Origin of the sequence: Roseateles sp. So40a, from assembly GCF_048081605.1 — a bacterium.
Classification (GTDB): Bacteria; Pseudomonadota; Gammaproteobacteria; order Burkholderiales; family Burkholderiaceae_C; genus Roseateles.
The window spans coordinates 2683305-2698482 of sequence record NZ_CP182288.1 but is presented as its reverse complement, the minus strand read 5'-3'; the positions used below and the strand labels follow the sequence as shown (position 1 = coordinate 2698482).

The following is a 15178-nucleotide window of genomic DNA, read 5'->3' as shown; positions in this document are numbered from 1 at the left end:
CGGTCGGCGCTGGATCGGTCGCTGATCGACCCTCAGACGGAACAAGGGCCCGGAGGCTTGCGCCTGCGGGCCCTTGCTGCGTGCACCGCGCCGCGTCAATGCGGCGCCGCGATCACATCGCGATCAGACTCCGATCACACGGCCTTGGCGGTGTCCGCGTATTCCTCGATCTGGTCGAAGTTCATGTAGCGGTAGACGCTGGCCTTGTCGGCATCGATCACGCCCATTTCCTTGAGGTACTCCTCCTTGGTCGGCAGGCGGCCCAGGCGCGACGCGATCGCGGCCAGCTCGGCCGAGCCCAGGAACACGTTGGTGTTCTTGCCCAGACGGTTGGGGAAGTTGCGCGTCGACGTCGAGATGACCGTCGCGCCCTCGCGGACCTGCGCCTGGTTGCCCATGCACAGCGAGCAGCCCGGCATCTCGGTGCGCGCACCGGCCGTGCCGAAGGCGGCGTAATGGCCTTCCTTGATCAGCTCGCTCTGGTCCATCTTCGTCGGCGGCGCCACCCACAGCTTCACCGGGATGTCGCGCTGGCCGCCCAGCAGCTTCGCGGCCGCGCGGAAGTGACCGATGTTGGTCATGCACGAGCCGATGAACGCCTCGTCGATCTTCGTGCCGGCGACTTCGGACAGCACCTTCGCGTCATCCGGGTCGTTGGGGCAGCAGACGATCGGCTCGGTGATGTCGGCCAGGTCGATCTCGATGACGGCCGCGTATTCGGCGTCCTTGTCCGCTTCCAGCAGGTCGGGCTTGGCCAGCCAGGCCTCGACCTTCTCGATGCGGCGCTGCAGCGTCTTCGCGTCGGCATAACCGTCGGCGATCATGTTCTTCATCAGCACGACGTTGGAGGTCAGGTACTCCTTGATCGGTGCCGGGTTCAGCTTGATCGTGCAACCGGCGGCCGAGCGCTCGGCCGAGGCGTCCGACAGCTCGAAGGCCTGTTCGACCTTCAGGTCGGGCAGACCCTCGATCTCCAGGATGCGGCCCGAGAAGATGTTCTTCTTGCCGGCCTTGGCCACCGTCAGCATGCCGGCGCGGATCGCGTACAGCGGGATCGCGTGGACCAGGTCGCGCAGCGTCACGCCCGGCTGCATCTCACCCTTGAAGCGGACCAGCACCGATTCGGGCATGTCCAGCGGCATCACGCCGGTCGCGGCGCCGAAGGCCACCAGGCCCGAACCGGCCGGGAAGGAGATGCCGATCGGGAAACGCGTGTGCGAGTCGCCGCCGGTGCCGACGGTGTCGGGCAGCAGCAGGCGGTTCAGCCAGCTGTGGATCACGCCGTCGCCCGGACGCAGGGCCACGCCGCCGCGGTTGGAGATGAAGGCGGGCAGCTCGCGGTGCGTCTTCACGTCCACCGGCTTCGGATACGCCGCGGTGTGGCAGAAGGACTGCATCACCAGGTCGGCCGAGAAGCCCAGGCAGGCCAGGTCCTTCAGCTCGTCGCGGGTCATCGGGCCGGTCGTGTCCTGCGAACCGACGGTGGTCATCTTGGGCTCGCAGTAGGTGCCCGGGCGCACGCCCTGACCCTCGGGCAGGCCCACGGCGCGGCCGACCATCTTCTGCGCCAGCGTGAAGCCGGCCTTCGATTCAGCCGGCGCCTGCGGCAGGCGGAACAGCGTCGAGGCGGGCAGGCCCAGGAACTCGCGCGCCTTGGCGGTCAGCGAGCGGCCGATGATCAGGTTGATCCGGCCGCCGGCGCGGACTTCGTCGAACAGCACGTCGCTCTTGAGCTTGAACTCGGCAACGGTCTCACCGTTCTTCACCAGCTTGCCGTCGTAGGGCAGCACGTCGATGACGTCGCCCATCTCCAGCTTGCCCACGTCCACCTCGATCGGCAGCGAGCCCGAGTCTTCCTGCGTGTTGAAGAAGATCGGCGCGATCTTGCCGCCCAGCGTCACGCCGCCGAAACGCTTGTTCGGCACGAACGGGATGTCCTGGCCCGTGGCCCAGATCACCGAGTTGGTCGCGGACTTGCGCGAGGAACCGGTGCCGACGACGTCGCCGACGTAGGCCACGATGTGGCCTTTCTTCTTCAGGTCGTCGATGAACTGCATCGGACCGCGCTTGCCGTCTTCCTCGGGCTTGAAGGCCGCGTCGGAGCGCGTGTTCTTCAGCATCGCCAGGTAATGCAGCGGGATGTCCGGACGGCTCCAGGCGTCGGGAGCGGGGGACAGGTCGTCGGTGTTGGTCTCGCCGGGCACCTTGAAGACGGTGACGGTGATCTTCTTCTCGACCTCGGGGCGGGTGGTGAACCACTCGCCGTCGGCCCAGCTCTGCATCACTTCCTTGGCCTTGGCGTTGCCCGCCTTGGCCTTGGTGGCGACGTCGTTGAAGTAATCGAACATCAGCAGGGTCTTCTTCAGACCCTCGGCGGCGACGCCGGCCACTTCGGCATCGTCCAGCAGCTCGATCAGCGGATGCACGTTGTAGCCGCCGACCATGGTGCCCAGCAGCTCGGTGGCCTTGGCCTTGGAGATCAGGCCGACCGTGAGGTCGCCGTGCGCGACGGCGGCCAGGAACGAGGCCTTGACCTTGGCGGCGTCGTCCACGCCCGGGGGCACGCGGTGCGTCAGCAGGTCCAGCAGGAACGCGTCTTCACCGGCCGGCGGGTTCTTGATCAGCTCGATCAGCGCGGCAACTTGCTTTGCATCGAGCGGCAGCGGCGGAATGCCGAGCGCGGCGCGTTCGGCTTCGTGTTGGCGATAGGCTTGCAGCATGCGAACTCCAGTCGTGGTCTCTGCTTGGGTCAAAAAACGTCGGGAAGGCGGGCTCGGCGGTCAGGGTGCGCTGGGCACGATGACCTTCAGGCCCTTGAAATAGTCTCGGAAGAATCCCTGGTCGCGGGTGATCAGGCCGTCGCACTGCAGCATCGCGTGCGCGCCCACCAGGAAATCGGGCATCGCCCGCGCCGACGACGCGGCACCGGCCGCGGCGCCCTTGTCGGACAGGCGTTGCTTGAACTTGCGTTGCATCTCGCCGGCGCGGATGGCCGCGCGCTGGTCGATGGCCAGGAAGCGCAGGCCCATCTCCTCGAGCGCGTCCATCACGTCGGAGCCGTGGCCCAGGCCGGCGGTGACCTCCGACAGCACCACGTCGCACAGCACGACCGGACCGCTGGACAGCGCCAGGCGCAGCGCGGCCTCGGCCGCGTCCGCGCCGGGCGCGTCGCCCAGGAGGTCGATCAGGACGGAGGAATCGACAGCGATCATCCGGTCAGGCTTCGGTGGATTCGTCGGGGGCGCGGCCGCGCAGCTCGCGCATGACGTCGTCGGTGGCGGTGCCCTCGGGCAGCTTGAAGCGGCCGCGGGCGCGGGAGATGGCGTCGTCGACGTTCTTGCGCAGGATGATGCGCGCGCCGTCCAGTTCCACCTTCAGCGTCGTGCCCTTGGTCAGTCCCAGCGCGTCGCGCACGGCCTTGGGCAGGGTGATCTGACCTCGTTCAGCGACGGTAGCTTCCATGCGGGCTCCTGGCGATCCTGGGAGATTAGGCGACGGTTCTGGCGAATTCATGACCGAGGGTGCGTCATCGCACTGTCGGTATGAATCAGAAAGTATGCATGAATTGTACGTACTTTCGACTCGTGAAATCCAGTCGACACCCGGGATGCCCCACTGGGACGGTATGGAAATCCAGGGAGCGATGCCACCCGCGGTCCCAATGAAAAAGCCGCCTCGCGGGCGGCTTCCTGCAGGCGGCGGACCGCTTATTGAGCGGTCGGCGAGATGCCCAGGCCCGAACCGGCCGGTGCCGAGGCCGAGCGGGCGGCTTCGATCGCGGCGCGCTGCTCCGGGTGGATGCAGTCGTCGACCAGGCGCTGACCGGCCTTCACGTCCAGCAGCATCGACTTGTTGGCGATCTGGACCATCAGCGTGCGGCCGGTGACGTCCTCCAGGCGCAGCGCGCCGGTGGTGGACAGGACCGGCTTCATCGTGAAGGTGTCCTTCTTGTAGGCCACGTCGATGTAGCCCGTGTGCTTGGCGTTGGGCTCGATCGTGATCGACTGCTTGAACTCGCACTCGTACAGGCCGAGGTAGGCGCGCTTGGCCGCGGCCAGTTGCTCCTCGCTGGCTTCCGGCAGCGGGGGCGGGGGCGGCGGCGTCTTGGCGGCCGGCTTCTTCGCGGTCTTCGCCGGCGCGGGTTTGGCGGCCGACTTCGCCGGCGCGGGCTTGGCCGCGTTCGGGTCGGGTTGCGCCGAGGCGATGCCGGCGGTCAGCGTCAGCGCGGCGGCGGCAGCGCCGGAGAGGAGGAGGGTGGTCAGTCGCATGCGAGGAACGGAGAGGGGACCTGAAAACACCAGCCGATGCGGGTGGCCGAGAAAGCAAAACGCCGGAACGCGGCGATGAGCGATTGTCACCGCAGGCCCTCGCGCTGAAGTCGGCAATTAATGTGTCAATCGGTTGATCGACGCTAGGGTCTTCACCGGTTGTGCGGGCCGCCGTGCGCGGCGGGTGCGGGGGTGCGATCGCGGGAGCGTCAACGCGGCGTGAACTGCTGCACGAATGGCGGATTGCACATTGTTGCGAGCCTCGATGAGGCAGCGCGCCCGGCGTGGCGTCGATGCCGAATCGGCGTCGGCCTCGCCGTCAGAGCGTCTTCAGAGTGGAGAGGGCGTCGGCGCGAACCACGCCTGCTCGACTTCAGCCGGCAGGCGCTGCCCGGTGCGGTACGCGCGCTGCAGCAGGTGCCAGAAGAGCCGGTAGCTCGCGCGGTCATGGAGCATGTCGCGGTGCTGGATCGGCGCCCAGTCCGCGGCCTGCGCGGCCTGCAGGATCTCGATGGCCTCGTCGATCTCGGCCACGCTCGGCGCGAAGGCGTCGATGATCGGCTGGATCTGGTTGGGGTGGATGCTCCACATCCGCGTGTAGCCGAAGTCGCGCGCCGCGCGCTCGGCGGCGGACTGGATCGCACGCTCGCTCTTGAACTCGGTGGCCACGCAGTGGGACGGCGTCTTTCCGCGGCCGTGCGCGGCCGCGGCGATCGCGAGCTTGGCGCGCTGCACCAGCGGATGCGTGAACTGACCCTCGACCGTCAGCGCCGATCTCGGGATCGCGCCGCGATGCGCGGACACGAAGTCCATCAGCCCGAAGGACAGCGATTCGATGCGCGGATGCGCCGCGATCGCCTCGACGTCGCGCAGGGCGCCGTGGGTCTCGATCAGCGTGTGCAGCGGCAGCGGCTTCTCGATGGCATGGCGGCGCAGGCTGTCGTCGATGAAGCCGATGGCGGCGTCCAGCTCGGCGAAGCTCTCCGGCTTGGGGATCATCAGATAGGCGAGCTTCTCGCCGCCGCCGGCGATGACCGCCTCGACGTCGGCCTCGAAGGCGGGATGGTTGAACGGGTGCACGCGCACGCCGACGCGGCCGAAGGCGTTCAGCGAGCCATTGAGCAGATGCAGCACCAGCAGCATGTGCTCGGCCTCGCCGCCGACCGGCGCGCCGTCCTCGCAGTCCAGCGTGATGTCGAAGACCGGGCCCATCCGCGCCTGCAGCTCCAGGCTCTTGATCATGCGGGCCTCGACGCCGCAGTAATGGTCGACGACCGGCAGCACGGCGGGCGCCTGGCCTTCTTCGAACAGGGCCTGGGCGGGAGTGAGGAGGGCGGTCATGGGTGGGATGGAGGCTGGAAAGAAGAAGGGCCGGCCTTCTTGCGAAGGTCGGCCCGTCGAGTGTCGCTCAGCGAGATGCCTCAGTCGGCATCCGCGAGGATCACAGCAGGTGCTTGACGCCGTTCTGCTCTTCCAGCAGCTCGTTCAGCGTCTTGTTGATGCACTCTTGCGAGAAGGCATCGATCTCCAGGCCCTGGACGATCTTGTATTCGCCGTTCTCGACCGTCACCGGGTAGCCGAACATGACGTCCTTGGGGATGCCATACGAGCCGTCCGACGGGATGCCCATCGTGACCCACTTGCCGTTGGTGCCCAGGGCCCAGTCGCGCATGTGGTCGATGGCGGCGTTGGCGGCCGAGGCGGCCGACGACAGGCCGCGGGCGGCGATGATCGCGGCGCCGCGCTTGCCCACGGTCGGCAGGAAGGTGGTGCGGTTCCACTCTTCATCGTTGATCAGCGGCTTGACGGCCTGGCCGTCGATGGTCGCGAAACGGTAGTCGGCGTACATCGTCGGCGAGTGGTTGCCCCACACGGCCAGCTTCTCGATGCTGCCCACCGGCTTGCCGGTCTTGGCGGCGATCTGCGAGGCGGCGCGGTTGTGGTCCAGGCGCAGCATGGCGGTGAAGTTCTTGGCCGGCAGGTCCGGCGCCGACTTCATGGCGATGTAGGCGTTGGTGTTGGCGGGGTTGCCGACCACCAGCACGCGCACGTCGCGCGAGGCCACGGCGTTCAGCGCCTTGCCCTGCACCGTGAAGATCTGGGCGTTGGCGGCCAGCAGGTCCGCGCGCTCCATGCCCGGGCCGCGCGGACGCGCGCCGACCAGCAGCGCGTAGTCGGTGTCCTTGAAGGCGGTCATCGGGTCGCTGTGGGCCTCGATGCCGGCCAGCAGCGGGAAGGCGCAGTCTTCCAGTTCCATGATCACGCCCTTGAGCGCGTTCTGGGCCTTCTCGTCCGGGATCTCCAGCAGCTGCAGGATGACGGGCTGGTCCTTGCCCAGCATCTCGCCGCTGGCGATGCGGAACAGCAGGGCGTAGCCGATCTGGCCGGCGGCGCCGGTGACGGCGACGCGAACGGGTTTCTTGCTCATCAGAAGTCTCCGAGAAGTGCGAGTGGATTGATGCGTGAGGCGCGCTCCGCGCCAGCGGCGGCAAGTGTAGGCCAGCCGCGTGGCGGCACGGATCGCGAAAGGGTCTTCTTCGCCCACCGGTGTGGGGAGCCGCCCCCAATCGGGCAGGCCACCATGGCGCGAAACCGACACTCTTGTGTCTTATATAAGACTAATCTCGTCGGACTCCCTTCGGGAGATGGACGCTCGCACCACGTTTGTGCTCGAATCGCGCCCCATGTCGCCCCCCGCCGCCCCGGTTCACCCCGTCACGCCGCTCAATGAGCTGGCGCGCGCGGAAGCCGCGCCGTCGTTCAGCCCGCTGTATCGCCAGATCAAGGGACTGATCCTCAAGGGGCTGCAGGCCGGTGAATGGAAGGCGGGGGAGACCATCCCCAGCGAGATGGACCTGGCGGCCCGCTTCGGGGTGAGCCAGGGCACGGTGCGCAAGGCCATCGATGAGCTCGCCGCCGACAACCTGCTCGTGCGCAAGCAGGGCAAGGGCACCTTCGTCGCCACCCATGCCGAGCAGCAGCAGCAATATCGCTTCCTGCGCCTGACGCCCGATGGCGATGCGTCGGCGACGCTGGGGCGTCAACTGCTGGACTGCAAGCGCCAGCGCGCGCCGGCCTTCATCGCCAGGCTGATGCAGCTGCGCGCGGGCGATCCCGTCATCGAGATCCGCCGGCTGCTGCACAGCGGCGGCCAGCCGGTGGTGCTGGACGACATCTGGCTGCCCGGCGCGCTCTTCAAGGGGCTGACGACGGAGCGGCTGCTCGAGCACCGCGGGCCGTTCTACGGCCTGCTCGAAACCGAATTCGGCGTGCCCATGATTCGGGCACAGGAAAAGATCCGGGCAGTCGCGGCGCCAGATGATGCCGCCGCGCTGCTGCAGGTAGCGCCCGGCAGTCCGCTGCTGAGCGTGGAGCGGCTCTCCTTCACCTACGGCGACAAGCCGGTGGAGTTGCGCCGCGGTCTCTACAACACCTCCCACCACTTTTACCGCAACGACCTGAACTGATGCTTTCGCGTTGTGGCGATGACGTTTTCATGGCACCGCCTGAAAACGACATGCGCCCAGGACACCCTGACGGGGTGTTGCGTTGCCATAAAATCTTCGGGTTTCACATTGATTACAAGGTCGGACATGACGGACGCCACCCAAGCCACCAAGAAGAATCGACCGGTCTACACCAACATCCACGTCACGCAGATCGTCTCGTATCGCCTGCCGCCGGCGGGCATCGTGTCGATCCTGCACCGCATCAGCGGCCTGCTGATGTTCTTCCTGCTGCCGTTCGTGATCTGGATGTTCGACACCAGCCTCACGTCGGAGATCTCGTACGAGACCTTCACCGCCGCCTTCGTCTCGGGCATCGGCTTCCTGCCGGCCTGGTTCGTGAAGCTGGTGACGCTGGGCCTGATCTGGGGCTACCTGCACCACTTCATCGCCGGTGTCCGTCACCTGTGGATGGACGCGACGCACAGCGTGAGCAAGGAATTCGGCAAGAGCAGCGCCATCGTGACGCTCGTGCTGAGCATCGTGCTGACCCTGGCGCTCGGCGCCAAGCTGTTCGGCCTGTACTGATTCCGCCGCGGCCGCGTGACCACCCCGTCGCGCGGTCCGGATGAATTCCGACGATTGACCCAAGAGGCAAATCAACAATGACAACCTACGGAAGCAAGCGCATCGTCACCGGTGCGCATTACGGCCTGCGCGACTGGATGGCGCAACGCGCCACCGCGCTGCTCATGGCGCTGTTCACGATCGTGCTGCTCGCGCAAGTGCTGTTCACCAGCCAGCCGCTGGGCTACGACCTGTGGGCCGGCATCTTCAGCAAGCAATGGATGAAGTTCCTGACCTTCGCGCTGATCGTCTCCCTGGCGTATCACGCCTGGGTCGGCGTGCGCGACATCTGGATGGATTACGTGAAGCCGGTGGGCGTGCGGCTGGCGCTGCACGTGTTCACGCTGGTGTGGTTGACGGGTTGCGCGGGTTGGGCGATCCAAGTGCTCTGGAGGCTGTAAGCAATGAATATCGGAACCTCGCTGCCCAAGCGCAAGTTTGACGTCGTGATCGTCGGAGCCGGCGGCTCCGGCATGCGCGCGTCGCTGCAGCTGTCGCTCGCCGGCCTGAACGTGGCCGTGCTGTCCAAGGTTTTTCCCACCCGCTCGCACACCGTGGCCGCCCAGGGCGGCATCGGCGCCAGCCTGGGGAACATGTCCGAGGACAACTGGCATTACCACTTCTACGACACCGTGAAGGGCTCGGACTGGCTGGGTGACCAGGACGCCATCGAGTTCATGTGCCGTGAAGCGCCGAAGGTCGTGTACGAGCTCGAACACTTCGGCATGCCGTTCGACCGCAACCCCGACGGCACGATCTACCAGCGTCCGTTCGGCGGCCACACCGCCAACTACGGCGAGAAGCCCGTGCAGCGCGCCTGCGCCGCGGCCGACCGCACCGGCCACGCGCTGCTGCACACGCTGTACCAGCAGAACGTCAAGGCCCGCACCAACTTCTTCGTCGAGTGGATGGCGCTGGACCTGATCCGCGACGCCGACGGCGACTGCGTCGGCGTGACCGCGCTGGAAATGGAGACGGGCGAGATCCACATCCTCGAAGCCAAGACCGTGCTGCTGGCCACCGGCGGCGCGGGTCGCATCTTCGCGGCCTCGACGAACGCCTTCATCAACACCGGTGACGGCCTGGGCATGGCCGCGCGCGCCGACATCCCGCTGCAGGACATGGAGTTCTGGCAGTTCCACCCGACCGGCGTGGCCGGCGCGGGCGTGCTGCTGACCGAAGGCTGCCGCGGCGAGGGTGCCATCCTGCGCAACGCCAACGGCGAGCGCTTCATGGAGCGTTACGCCCCGACGCTGAAGGACCTGGCACCGCGTGACTTCGTCTCGCGCTGCATGGACCAGGAGATCAAGGAAGGTCGCGGCTGCGGTCCCAACAAGGACTACGTCGTGCTGGACATGACCCACCTGGGCGGCGACACCATCGCCAAGCGCCTGCCCTCGGTGCTGGAGATCGGCCACAACTTCGCCAACGTCGACATCACGAAGGAACCGATCCCCGTCGTGCCGACCATCCATTACCAGATGGGCGGCATCCCGACCAACATCCACGGCCAGGTCGTGGTGCCCAAGGGCGACGATCCCAAGAGCGTGGTCAACGGCCTGTACGCGGTGGGCGAGTGCTCCTGCGTGTCGGTGCACGGCGCCAACCGCCTGGGCACCAACTCACTGCTGGACCTGGTGGTCTTCGGCCGCGCCGCGGGCAACCACATCGTCGAGGCGCACAAGGCCTTCAAGGCCGCGGGCACGGCGCACAAGCCGCTGCCCAAGGACGCCGCCGACAAGACGCTGGCCCGCGTCGCTCGCCTGGAGTCCAACACCGGGGGTGAATACGCGCAGAAGGTCGCCGACGACCTGCGCGCCGCGATGCAGTCGCACGCCGGCGTGTTCCGCACCAGCAAGCTGCTGGACGAGGGCGTCACCGCCATCGCCGCCATCCGCGAGCGGGTCAGGAACATCACGCTGAAGGACAAGTCCAAGGTCTTCAACACCGCGCGTGTCGAGGCCCTGGAAGTCGACAACCTGATCGAGGCCGCGCAGGCCACGATCGTGTCGGCGGCCGCCCGCAAGGAATGCCGTGGCGCCCACACCGTGAACGACTTCGAGCGCGGCGCGGACGATGCGGAGTTCCCGCTGGGCCGCAACGACAAGGAGTGGATGAAGCACACGCTGTGGCACTCCAAGAGCAACAGCCTGACCTACAAGCCGGTCAACCTGCAACCGCTGACCGTCGAGAGCGTCCCCCCGAAGGTCCGTACCTTCTGACCGGCCGCAGGAGCATCAAGAAATGATCAAGCGCACTTTCAAGATCTACCGCTACGACCCGGACAAGGACGCCAAGCCGTACATGCAGACCATCGAGCTGGAGCTCGCGGGCAACGAACGCATGCTGCTGGACGCCCTGCTCAAGCTCAAGGAAGTGGATCCGACGCTGTCGTTCCGCCGTTCCTGCCGCGAAGGCGTGTGCGGTTCCGACGCGATGAACATCAACGGCAAGAACGGTCTGGCCTGCCTGACGAACCTGCGTTCGCTGCCGGATGTCGTCATCCTGAAGCCGCTGCCGGGCCTGCCCGTCGTCCGCGACCTGATCGTGGACATGACGCAGTTCTTCAAGCAGTACAACTCGATCCGTCCGTTCCTGGTGAACGAGGAAGCGCCGCCCGAGAAGGAGCGCCTGCAGTCCCCCGAGGAGCGCGAAGAGCTCAACGGCCTGTACGAGTGCATCCTGTGCGCGAGCTGCTCGACGAGCTGCCCCAGCTTCTGGTGGAACCCCGACAAGTTCGTCGGTCCCGCCGGCCTGCTGCAGGCCTACCGCTTCATCGCCGACAGCCGCGACCAGGCGACCACGGAACGCCTCGACAACCTCGAGGATCCGTACCGCCTGTTCCGCTGCCACACCATCATGAACTGCGTCGACGTCTGCCCGAAGGGTCTCAACCCGACGAAGGCGATCGGCAAGATCAAGGAACTGATGGTGCGACGCGCCGTCTGAGGCCGCTCGCCAGCCATCGCGCGCACACGCATGAACGCCGCCGACACCAACACCCTCATCGATGAGAGGGATCTCTCCAAGCTCAAGTGGCGCTGCCGCCGCGGGCTGTTGGAGAATGATCTTTTCATCGAGCGGTTCTTCCAACGTCACGAGGGCGCGCTGACCGTCTTCCACGCGGAAGGCCTGCGGCAGTTGATGGACCTGTCGGACAACGACCTGCTCGACCTGATGCTGGCCCGCAAGGAACCGGCTGACGAGCTCGATCGCCCCGACGTGCATGCCGTGCTCGCGATGCTGCGGACCCCACAGTAACCAGAACCCCCCGAAGTCATAAGGAATGCCCATGACCCCGTCTGACGTCAAAGCCACCCTGTCGTTCTCCGACGGCAGCCCCCAAATGGAGCTGCCCCTGTACAAGGGCACCATCGGTCCGGATGTGATCGACATCCGCAAGCTTTACGCCCAGACCGGCAAGTTCACGTACGACCCGGGCTTCCTGTCGACGGCGTCGTGCAACTCGACGATCACCTACATCGACGGCGACAAGGGCGAGCTGCTGTATCGCGGCTACCCGATCGAGCAGCTGGCGGTGAACTGCGACTACCTCGAGACCTGCTACCTGCTGCTGTACGGGGAACTGCCCACCCCGTCGCAGAAGGAAGAGTTCACCAACCGTGTGACGAACCACACGATGGTCAACGAGCAGATGCAGTTCTTCCTGCGCGGCTTCCGTCGCGACGCGCATCCGATGGCCGTGATGACGGGTCTGGTGGGTGCGCTGTCGGCCTTCTATCACGACAGCACCGACATCAATAATCCCGAGCACCGCGAGATCGCCGCGATCCGCCTGATCGCGAAGATGCCGACGCTGGTGGCGATGGCCTACAAGTACACGATCGGCCAGCCCTACATCTATCCGAAGAACGACCTCTCGTACGCCGGCAACTTCATGCGCATGATGTTCGCCACGCCTTGCGAGGAGTACAAGCCCAACGACGTGCTGGTGCGCGCGATGGACCGCATCTTCACGCTGCACGCCGACCACGAGCAGAACGCCTCGACGTCGACGGTGCGCCTGTGCGGCTCGTCGGGCACCAACCCGTTCGCGGCGATCGCCGCGGGCGTGGCCTGCCTGTGGGGTCCGGCGCACGGTGGTGCGAACGAAGCCGCGCTGAACATGCTGGAAGACATCCAGCGCAACGGCGGCGTGGCCAAGATCGGCGAGTTCATCAAGCAGGTGAAGGACAAGAACAGCGGCGTCAAGCTGATGGGCTTCGGTCACCGTGTCTACAAGAACTACGATCCGCGCGCCAAGCTGATGCGCGAGACCTGCCATGAAGTGCTGAACGAGCTGGGCCTGCACAACGACCCGATGTTCAAGCTGGCCATGGAGCTGGAGAAGATCGCGCTGGAAGACGAATACTTCGTCGCCCGCAAGCTGTACCCGAACGTCGACTTCTACTCGGGCATCGTGCAGCGCGCCATCGGCATCCCGGTGCCGCTGTTCACGGCGATCTTCGCGCTGGCCCGCACGGTCGGCTGGATCGCCCAGCTCAACGAGATGATCGGCGACCCCGAGTACAAGATCGGCCGTCCGCGTCAGCTGTTCGTCGGCGCCACCAAGCGCGACGTCAAGCCGATCGCCCAGCGCTGATCCACTGCTGTGTCGAGCCGATCCGTCGGCTCACCCCACCAAGCCCCTGAGCCCTGGCCAGGGGCTTTTTCCATTTGAATATTTGATGCGCGGGGTTCGCCCGGAGCTCGGCTGTATCAACGTTGCGGTATGCTCTGCAAACGTTTGCAATTGACAGAACACGCCAGTTTGGCACGACCTGAGGACCGAATCTACCGATGAGCACCATCAAGGATGTGGCCGCGCTGGCAGGGGTCTCCTTCACCACGGTGTCGCACGTGCTGAACAACACGCGGCCGGTGAGCGCCGAGGCGCGCGCCCGCGTGCTGGCGGCGGTCGACGAGATCGGTTATCTCCCCAGCGCGGTGGCGCGCTCGCTGCGCCGCAGCGAGACCAAGATCGTCGGCGTGCTGGTGCCCAACGTGCGCAACCCGTTCTTCGCCGAACTGGTCGTCGGCGCCGAGGAGTGGTGCCGCCAGGCGGGCTACTCGGTGTTCCTGTGCAACTCGGACAACGATCCCAAGCACCAGCAGGCCTATCTGCGCACGCTGCTGGAAAAGCGCATCGACGGACTGCTGCTGAGCTCCGCCGGCGACACCGAGGAGCTCGCGAGCACCTTCCGCCACGCCAGCGTGCCGGTCGTGACCGTGGACCGTCTGGTGCCCGGCGCGCGCGCTGACCGCGTCAGCGTGAACAACCAGCTCGGCGCCTTCGAGGTGGTGCGCCACCTGCTGGAGCTGGGCCATCGGCGCATCGGCTGCGTCAGCGGCCCGGGCGAGTTCGAGGTCACCACCGAGCGCGTGGCCGGCTGGCGCAACGCGATGCAGCAGCGCGGCCTGGAGGCCCGGCCCGAGTGGCTCGCCGAAAGCGACTTCAGCACGGCCGGCGGCTACGAGGCCGTGAAGGCGCTGCTGACGCGCCAGCCCGAGCTGACCGCCATCTTCACCTGCAACGACCTGATGGGCATGGGCGCGCTGCGCGCCGCCGCCGAGCTCGGCCTGGCCGTGCCGCGTCAGCTGTCGGTCGTGGGCTTCGACGCGATCGAGCTCGGCAGTTACGTCTATCCCGCGCTGACCAGTGTGGGCTGCTCGATCCGCGATCTCGGCCGCGAGGCCGGCCGCGCGTTGATCGAGCGCATCGAGAATCCCCAGGCGCCCTTCAAGGACCTGCAACTCGTGCCGCAGGTCGTGCTGCGCGAGAGCACCGCGGCGCCGTCGTCTCCGGAGCTTTCATGACTTCAGCCAAGGCTGCGGCCACCGTGGTGGTGGTGGGCAGCGTCAACATGGACCTCGTGGCCCACGCCGCGCGTTTGCCCGCGCCGGGCGAGACCCTGATCGGCGAGAGCTTCGCCGGCACCCCCGGCGGCAAGGGCGGCAACCAGGCCGTCGCCGCCTCGCGCCTGGGCGCGGAGGTCGCGCTGATCGCGCGCATCGGCATGCGCCAGCACGGGCAGGACCTGCTCGCCGCGCTCGAGGCCGAGCGCGTGCACACCCAGGCCGTGCGCCGCGACGACGCGGCCTGGCCCGGAGTCGCCGTGATCATGGTCGCCAGCGAGGGCGGCGAGAACGCGATCGTCGTGGTGCCGGGGTCCAACGCGGACCTGGACGCGGCGGACGTGGAGCAGGGCGGGGCGCTGCTGCGTCAGGCCAAGGTGGTCGTGGCCCAGCTGGAAGTGCCGGTGCCCGCGATCCAGCGCGCGTTCGAGATCGCCCGCGAGGCCGGCGTCACGACCGTGCTGAACGCCGCGCCGGCGCAAGAGCTGCCCGCATCGCTGCTGGCGCTCAGCGACTGGCTGGTCGTCAACGAGACCGAGGCGCTGCAGCTCGCGCGCGCGGTCACGCTGCCGGGTGACGCCGATGGCCGCACCATCGCGCGGACCACCGCGGCCCACCTGCGCACGCTCGGCCCCCGCCACGTGCTGGTGACGCTGGGCGGCGCCGGCGCCTGGCTGCTGTGCGACGCGCATCCGGATGGCCTGCACCTGGGCGCGGCGCGCGTCGAGGCGGTGGACACCGTCGGCGCGGGCGACACGCTGGTCGGCGGTCTGGCCGTGGCGCTGGCCGAGGGCCTGGCCCCGGCCCGCGCGGTCGCGCTGGGCCAGTCGGCGGCCGCGCTCGCGGTGAGCCGCGCCGGCGTCCAGCAGGCCATGCCGCATCGCTCCGAGCTGCCGGAATTGCCCGAGCTCGCCACGCTGGTGGCGGACGCGGCACACTCGGCGGTCGATCCCTCCTGATCCTGGAGCGCCCACCCTCATG

General features: G+C 67.2%; 15 protein-coding genes. 9 read left to right on the top strand and 6 right to left on the bottom strand.

The features are described from left to right. Positions 1–134: 134 nt before the first annotated feature. The 6 genes from acnB to ACNI65_RS12315 form a co-directional block, all read right to left on the bottom strand. Positions 135–2720 (bottom strand): bifunctional aconitate hydratase 2/2-methylisocitrate dehydratase, encoded by a 2586-nt coding sequence (gene acnB, locus ACNI65_RS12340; RefSeq protein WP_416763367.1) that lies wholly within the window; start codon positions 2718–2720, stop codon positions 135–137. A 60-nt stretch (positions 2721–2780) separates the two neighbouring features. Continuing rightward, positions 2781–3212 carry a type II toxin-antitoxin system VapC family toxin gene (locus tag ACNI65_RS12335; protein WP_416763365.1) on the bottom strand — a complete coding sequence of 144 codons (432 nt, stop codon included), beginning with the start codon at positions 3210–3212 and terminating at the stop codon, positions 2781–2783. Positions 3213–3216: 4 nt separating this feature from the next. After that, positions 3217–3462, bottom strand: a complete 246-nt coding sequence (locus ACNI65_RS12330; protein ID WP_416763363.1) for an AbrB/MazE/SpoVT family DNA-binding domain-containing protein — start codon at positions 3460–3462, stop codon at positions 3217–3219. A gap of 245 nt (positions 3463–3707) precedes the next feature. Then, positions 3708–4268 (bottom strand): hypothetical protein, encoded by a 561-nt coding sequence (locus ACNI65_RS12325; RefSeq protein WP_416763361.1) that lies wholly within the window; start codon positions 4266–4268, stop codon positions 3708–3710. A 330-nt stretch (positions 4269–4598) separates the two neighbouring features. After that, on the bottom strand, positions 4599–5609 hold the full coding sequence (locus ACNI65_RS12320) for an HpcH/HpaI aldolase/citrate lyase family protein (RefSeq protein ID WP_416763359.1): 1011 nt from the start codon (positions 5607–5609) through the stop codon (positions 4599–4601). Between the two features lie 100 nt (positions 5610–5709). Beyond that, positions 5710–6696: a malate dehydrogenase gene (locus tag ACNI65_RS12315; RefSeq protein WP_416763357.1), complete on the bottom strand. Its 987-nt coding sequence runs from the start codon at positions 6694–6696 to the stop codon at positions 5710–5712. A gap of 256 nt (positions 6697–6952) precedes the next feature. On the opposite strand from ACNI65_RS12315, the gene ACNI65_RS12310 reads away from it, so the two are divergent. The 9 genes from ACNI65_RS12310 to ACNI65_RS12270 all read left to right on the top strand — a co-directional run bounded on the left by ACNI65_RS12310 (position 6953) and on the right by ACNI65_RS12270 (position 15156). Then, a complete protein-coding gene (locus ACNI65_RS12310; protein ID WP_416763355.1) occupies positions 6953–7735 on the top strand; it encodes a GntR family transcriptional regulator in 783 nt (260 codons plus the stop codon). A 126-nt stretch (positions 7736–7861) separates the two neighbouring features. Beyond that, positions 7862–8302: a succinate dehydrogenase, cytochrome b556 subunit gene (gene sdhC / locus ACNI65_RS12305; protein WP_416763353.1), complete on the top strand. Its 441-nt coding sequence runs from the start codon at positions 7862–7864 to the stop codon at positions 8300–8302. Between the two features lie 77 nt (positions 8303–8379). After that, the gene (gene sdhD, locus ACNI65_RS12300; protein WP_099859801.1) at positions 8380–8742 is read left to right on the top strand and encodes a succinate dehydrogenase, hydrophobic membrane anchor protein; all 363 of its coding nucleotides are present in this window, start codon (positions 8380–8382) and stop codon (positions 8740–8742) included. Between the two features lie 3 nt (positions 8743–8745). Continuing rightward, entirely contained in the window at positions 8746–10563 is a 1818-nt protein-coding gene (gene sdhA, locus ACNI65_RS12295; RefSeq protein WP_416763350.1) for a succinate dehydrogenase flavoprotein subunit, read from the top strand. 22 nt (positions 10564–10585) lie between these two features. Continuing rightward, positions 10586–11290: a succinate dehydrogenase iron-sulfur subunit gene (locus ACNI65_RS12290; RefSeq protein ID WP_416763348.1), complete on the top strand. Its 705-nt coding sequence runs from the start codon at positions 10586–10588 to the stop codon at positions 11288–11290. 30 nt (positions 11291–11320) lie between these two features. After that, positions 11321–11602, top strand: a complete 282-nt coding sequence (locus ACNI65_RS12285; RefSeq protein ID WP_416763346.1) for a succinate dehydrogenase assembly factor 2 — start codon at positions 11321–11323, stop codon at positions 11600–11602. A 31-nt stretch (positions 11603–11633) separates the two neighbouring features. Beyond that, on the top strand, positions 11634–12944 hold the full coding sequence (gene gltA, locus ACNI65_RS12280; RefSeq protein ID WP_416763344.1) for a citrate synthase: 1311 nt from the start codon (positions 11634–11636) through the stop codon (positions 12942–12944). Between the two features lie 197 nt (positions 12945–13141). Further along, positions 13142–14158, top strand: a complete 1017-nt coding sequence (locus ACNI65_RS12275) for a LacI family DNA-binding transcriptional regulator (protein WP_416763342.1) — start codon at positions 13142–13144, stop codon at positions 14156–14158. After that, positions 14155–15156, top strand: a complete 1002-nt coding sequence (locus ACNI65_RS12270; protein ID WP_416763340.1) for a ribokinase — start codon at positions 14155–14157, stop codon at positions 15154–15156. Before ACNI65_RS12275 ends, ACNI65_RS12270 begins: the two co-directional genes overlap by 4 nt. Positions 15157–15178: the final 22 nt, after the last annotated feature.

Excerpts from the sequence above, each read along its gene's own strand:
- ACNI65_RS12335 (WP_416763365.1), bottom strand. The coding sequence starts at position 3,212 with ATGATCGCTGTCGATTCCTCCGTCCTGATCGACCTCCTGGGCGACGCG.
- acnB (WP_416763367.1), bottom strand. The coding sequence starts at position 2,720 with ATGCTGCAAGCCTATCGCCAACACGAAGCCGAACGCGCCGCGCTCGGC.
- ACNI65_RS12320 (WP_416763359.1), bottom strand. The coding sequence starts at position 5,609 with ATGACCGCCCTCCTCACTCCCGCCCAGGCCCTGTTCGAAGAAGGCCAG.
- ACNI65_RS12290 (WP_416763348.1), top strand. The coding sequence starts at position 10,586 with ATGATCAAGCGCACTTTCAAGATCTACCGCTACGACCCGGACAAGGAC.
- ACNI65_RS12325 (WP_416763361.1), bottom strand. The coding sequence starts at position 4,268 with ATGCGACTGACCACCCTCCTCCTCTCCGGCGCTGCCGCCGCCGCGCTG.
- sdhA (WP_416763350.1), top strand. The coding sequence starts at position 8,746 with ATGAATATCGGAACCTCGCTGCCCAAGCGCAAGTTTGACGTCGTGATC.
- sdhD (WP_099859801.1), top strand. The coding sequence starts at position 8,380 with ATGACAACCTACGGAAGCAAGCGCATCGTCACCGGTGCGCATTACGGC.
- ACNI65_RS12275 (WP_416763342.1), top strand. The coding sequence starts at position 13,142 with ATGAGCACCATCAAGGATGTGGCCGCGCTGGCAGGGGTCTCCTTCACC.
- ACNI65_RS12310 (WP_416763355.1), top strand. The coding sequence starts at position 6,953 with ATGTCGCCCCCCGCCGCCCCGGTTCACCCCGTCACGCCGCTCAATGAG.
- gltA (WP_416763344.1), top strand. The coding sequence starts at position 11,634 with ATGACCCCGTCTGACGTCAAAGCCACCCTGTCGTTCTCCGACGGCAGC.
- ACNI65_RS12285 (WP_416763346.1), top strand. The coding sequence starts at position 11,321 with ATGAACGCCGCCGACACCAACACCCTCATCGATGAGAGGGATCTCTCC.
- ACNI65_RS12270 (WP_416763340.1), top strand. The coding sequence starts at position 14,155 with ATGACTTCAGCCAAGGCTGCGGCCACCGTGGTGGTGGTGGGCAGCGTC.
- sdhC (WP_416763353.1), top strand. The coding sequence starts at position 7,862 with ATGACGGACGCCACCCAAGCCACCAAGAAGAATCGACCGGTCTACACC.
- ACNI65_RS12315 (WP_416763357.1), bottom strand. The coding sequence starts at position 6,696 with ATGAGCAAGAAACCCGTTCGCGTCGCCGTCACCGGCGCCGCCGGCCAG.
- ACNI65_RS12330 (WP_416763363.1), bottom strand. The coding sequence starts at position 3,462 with ATGGAAGCTACCGTCGCTGAACGAGGTCAGATCACCCTGCCCAAGGCC.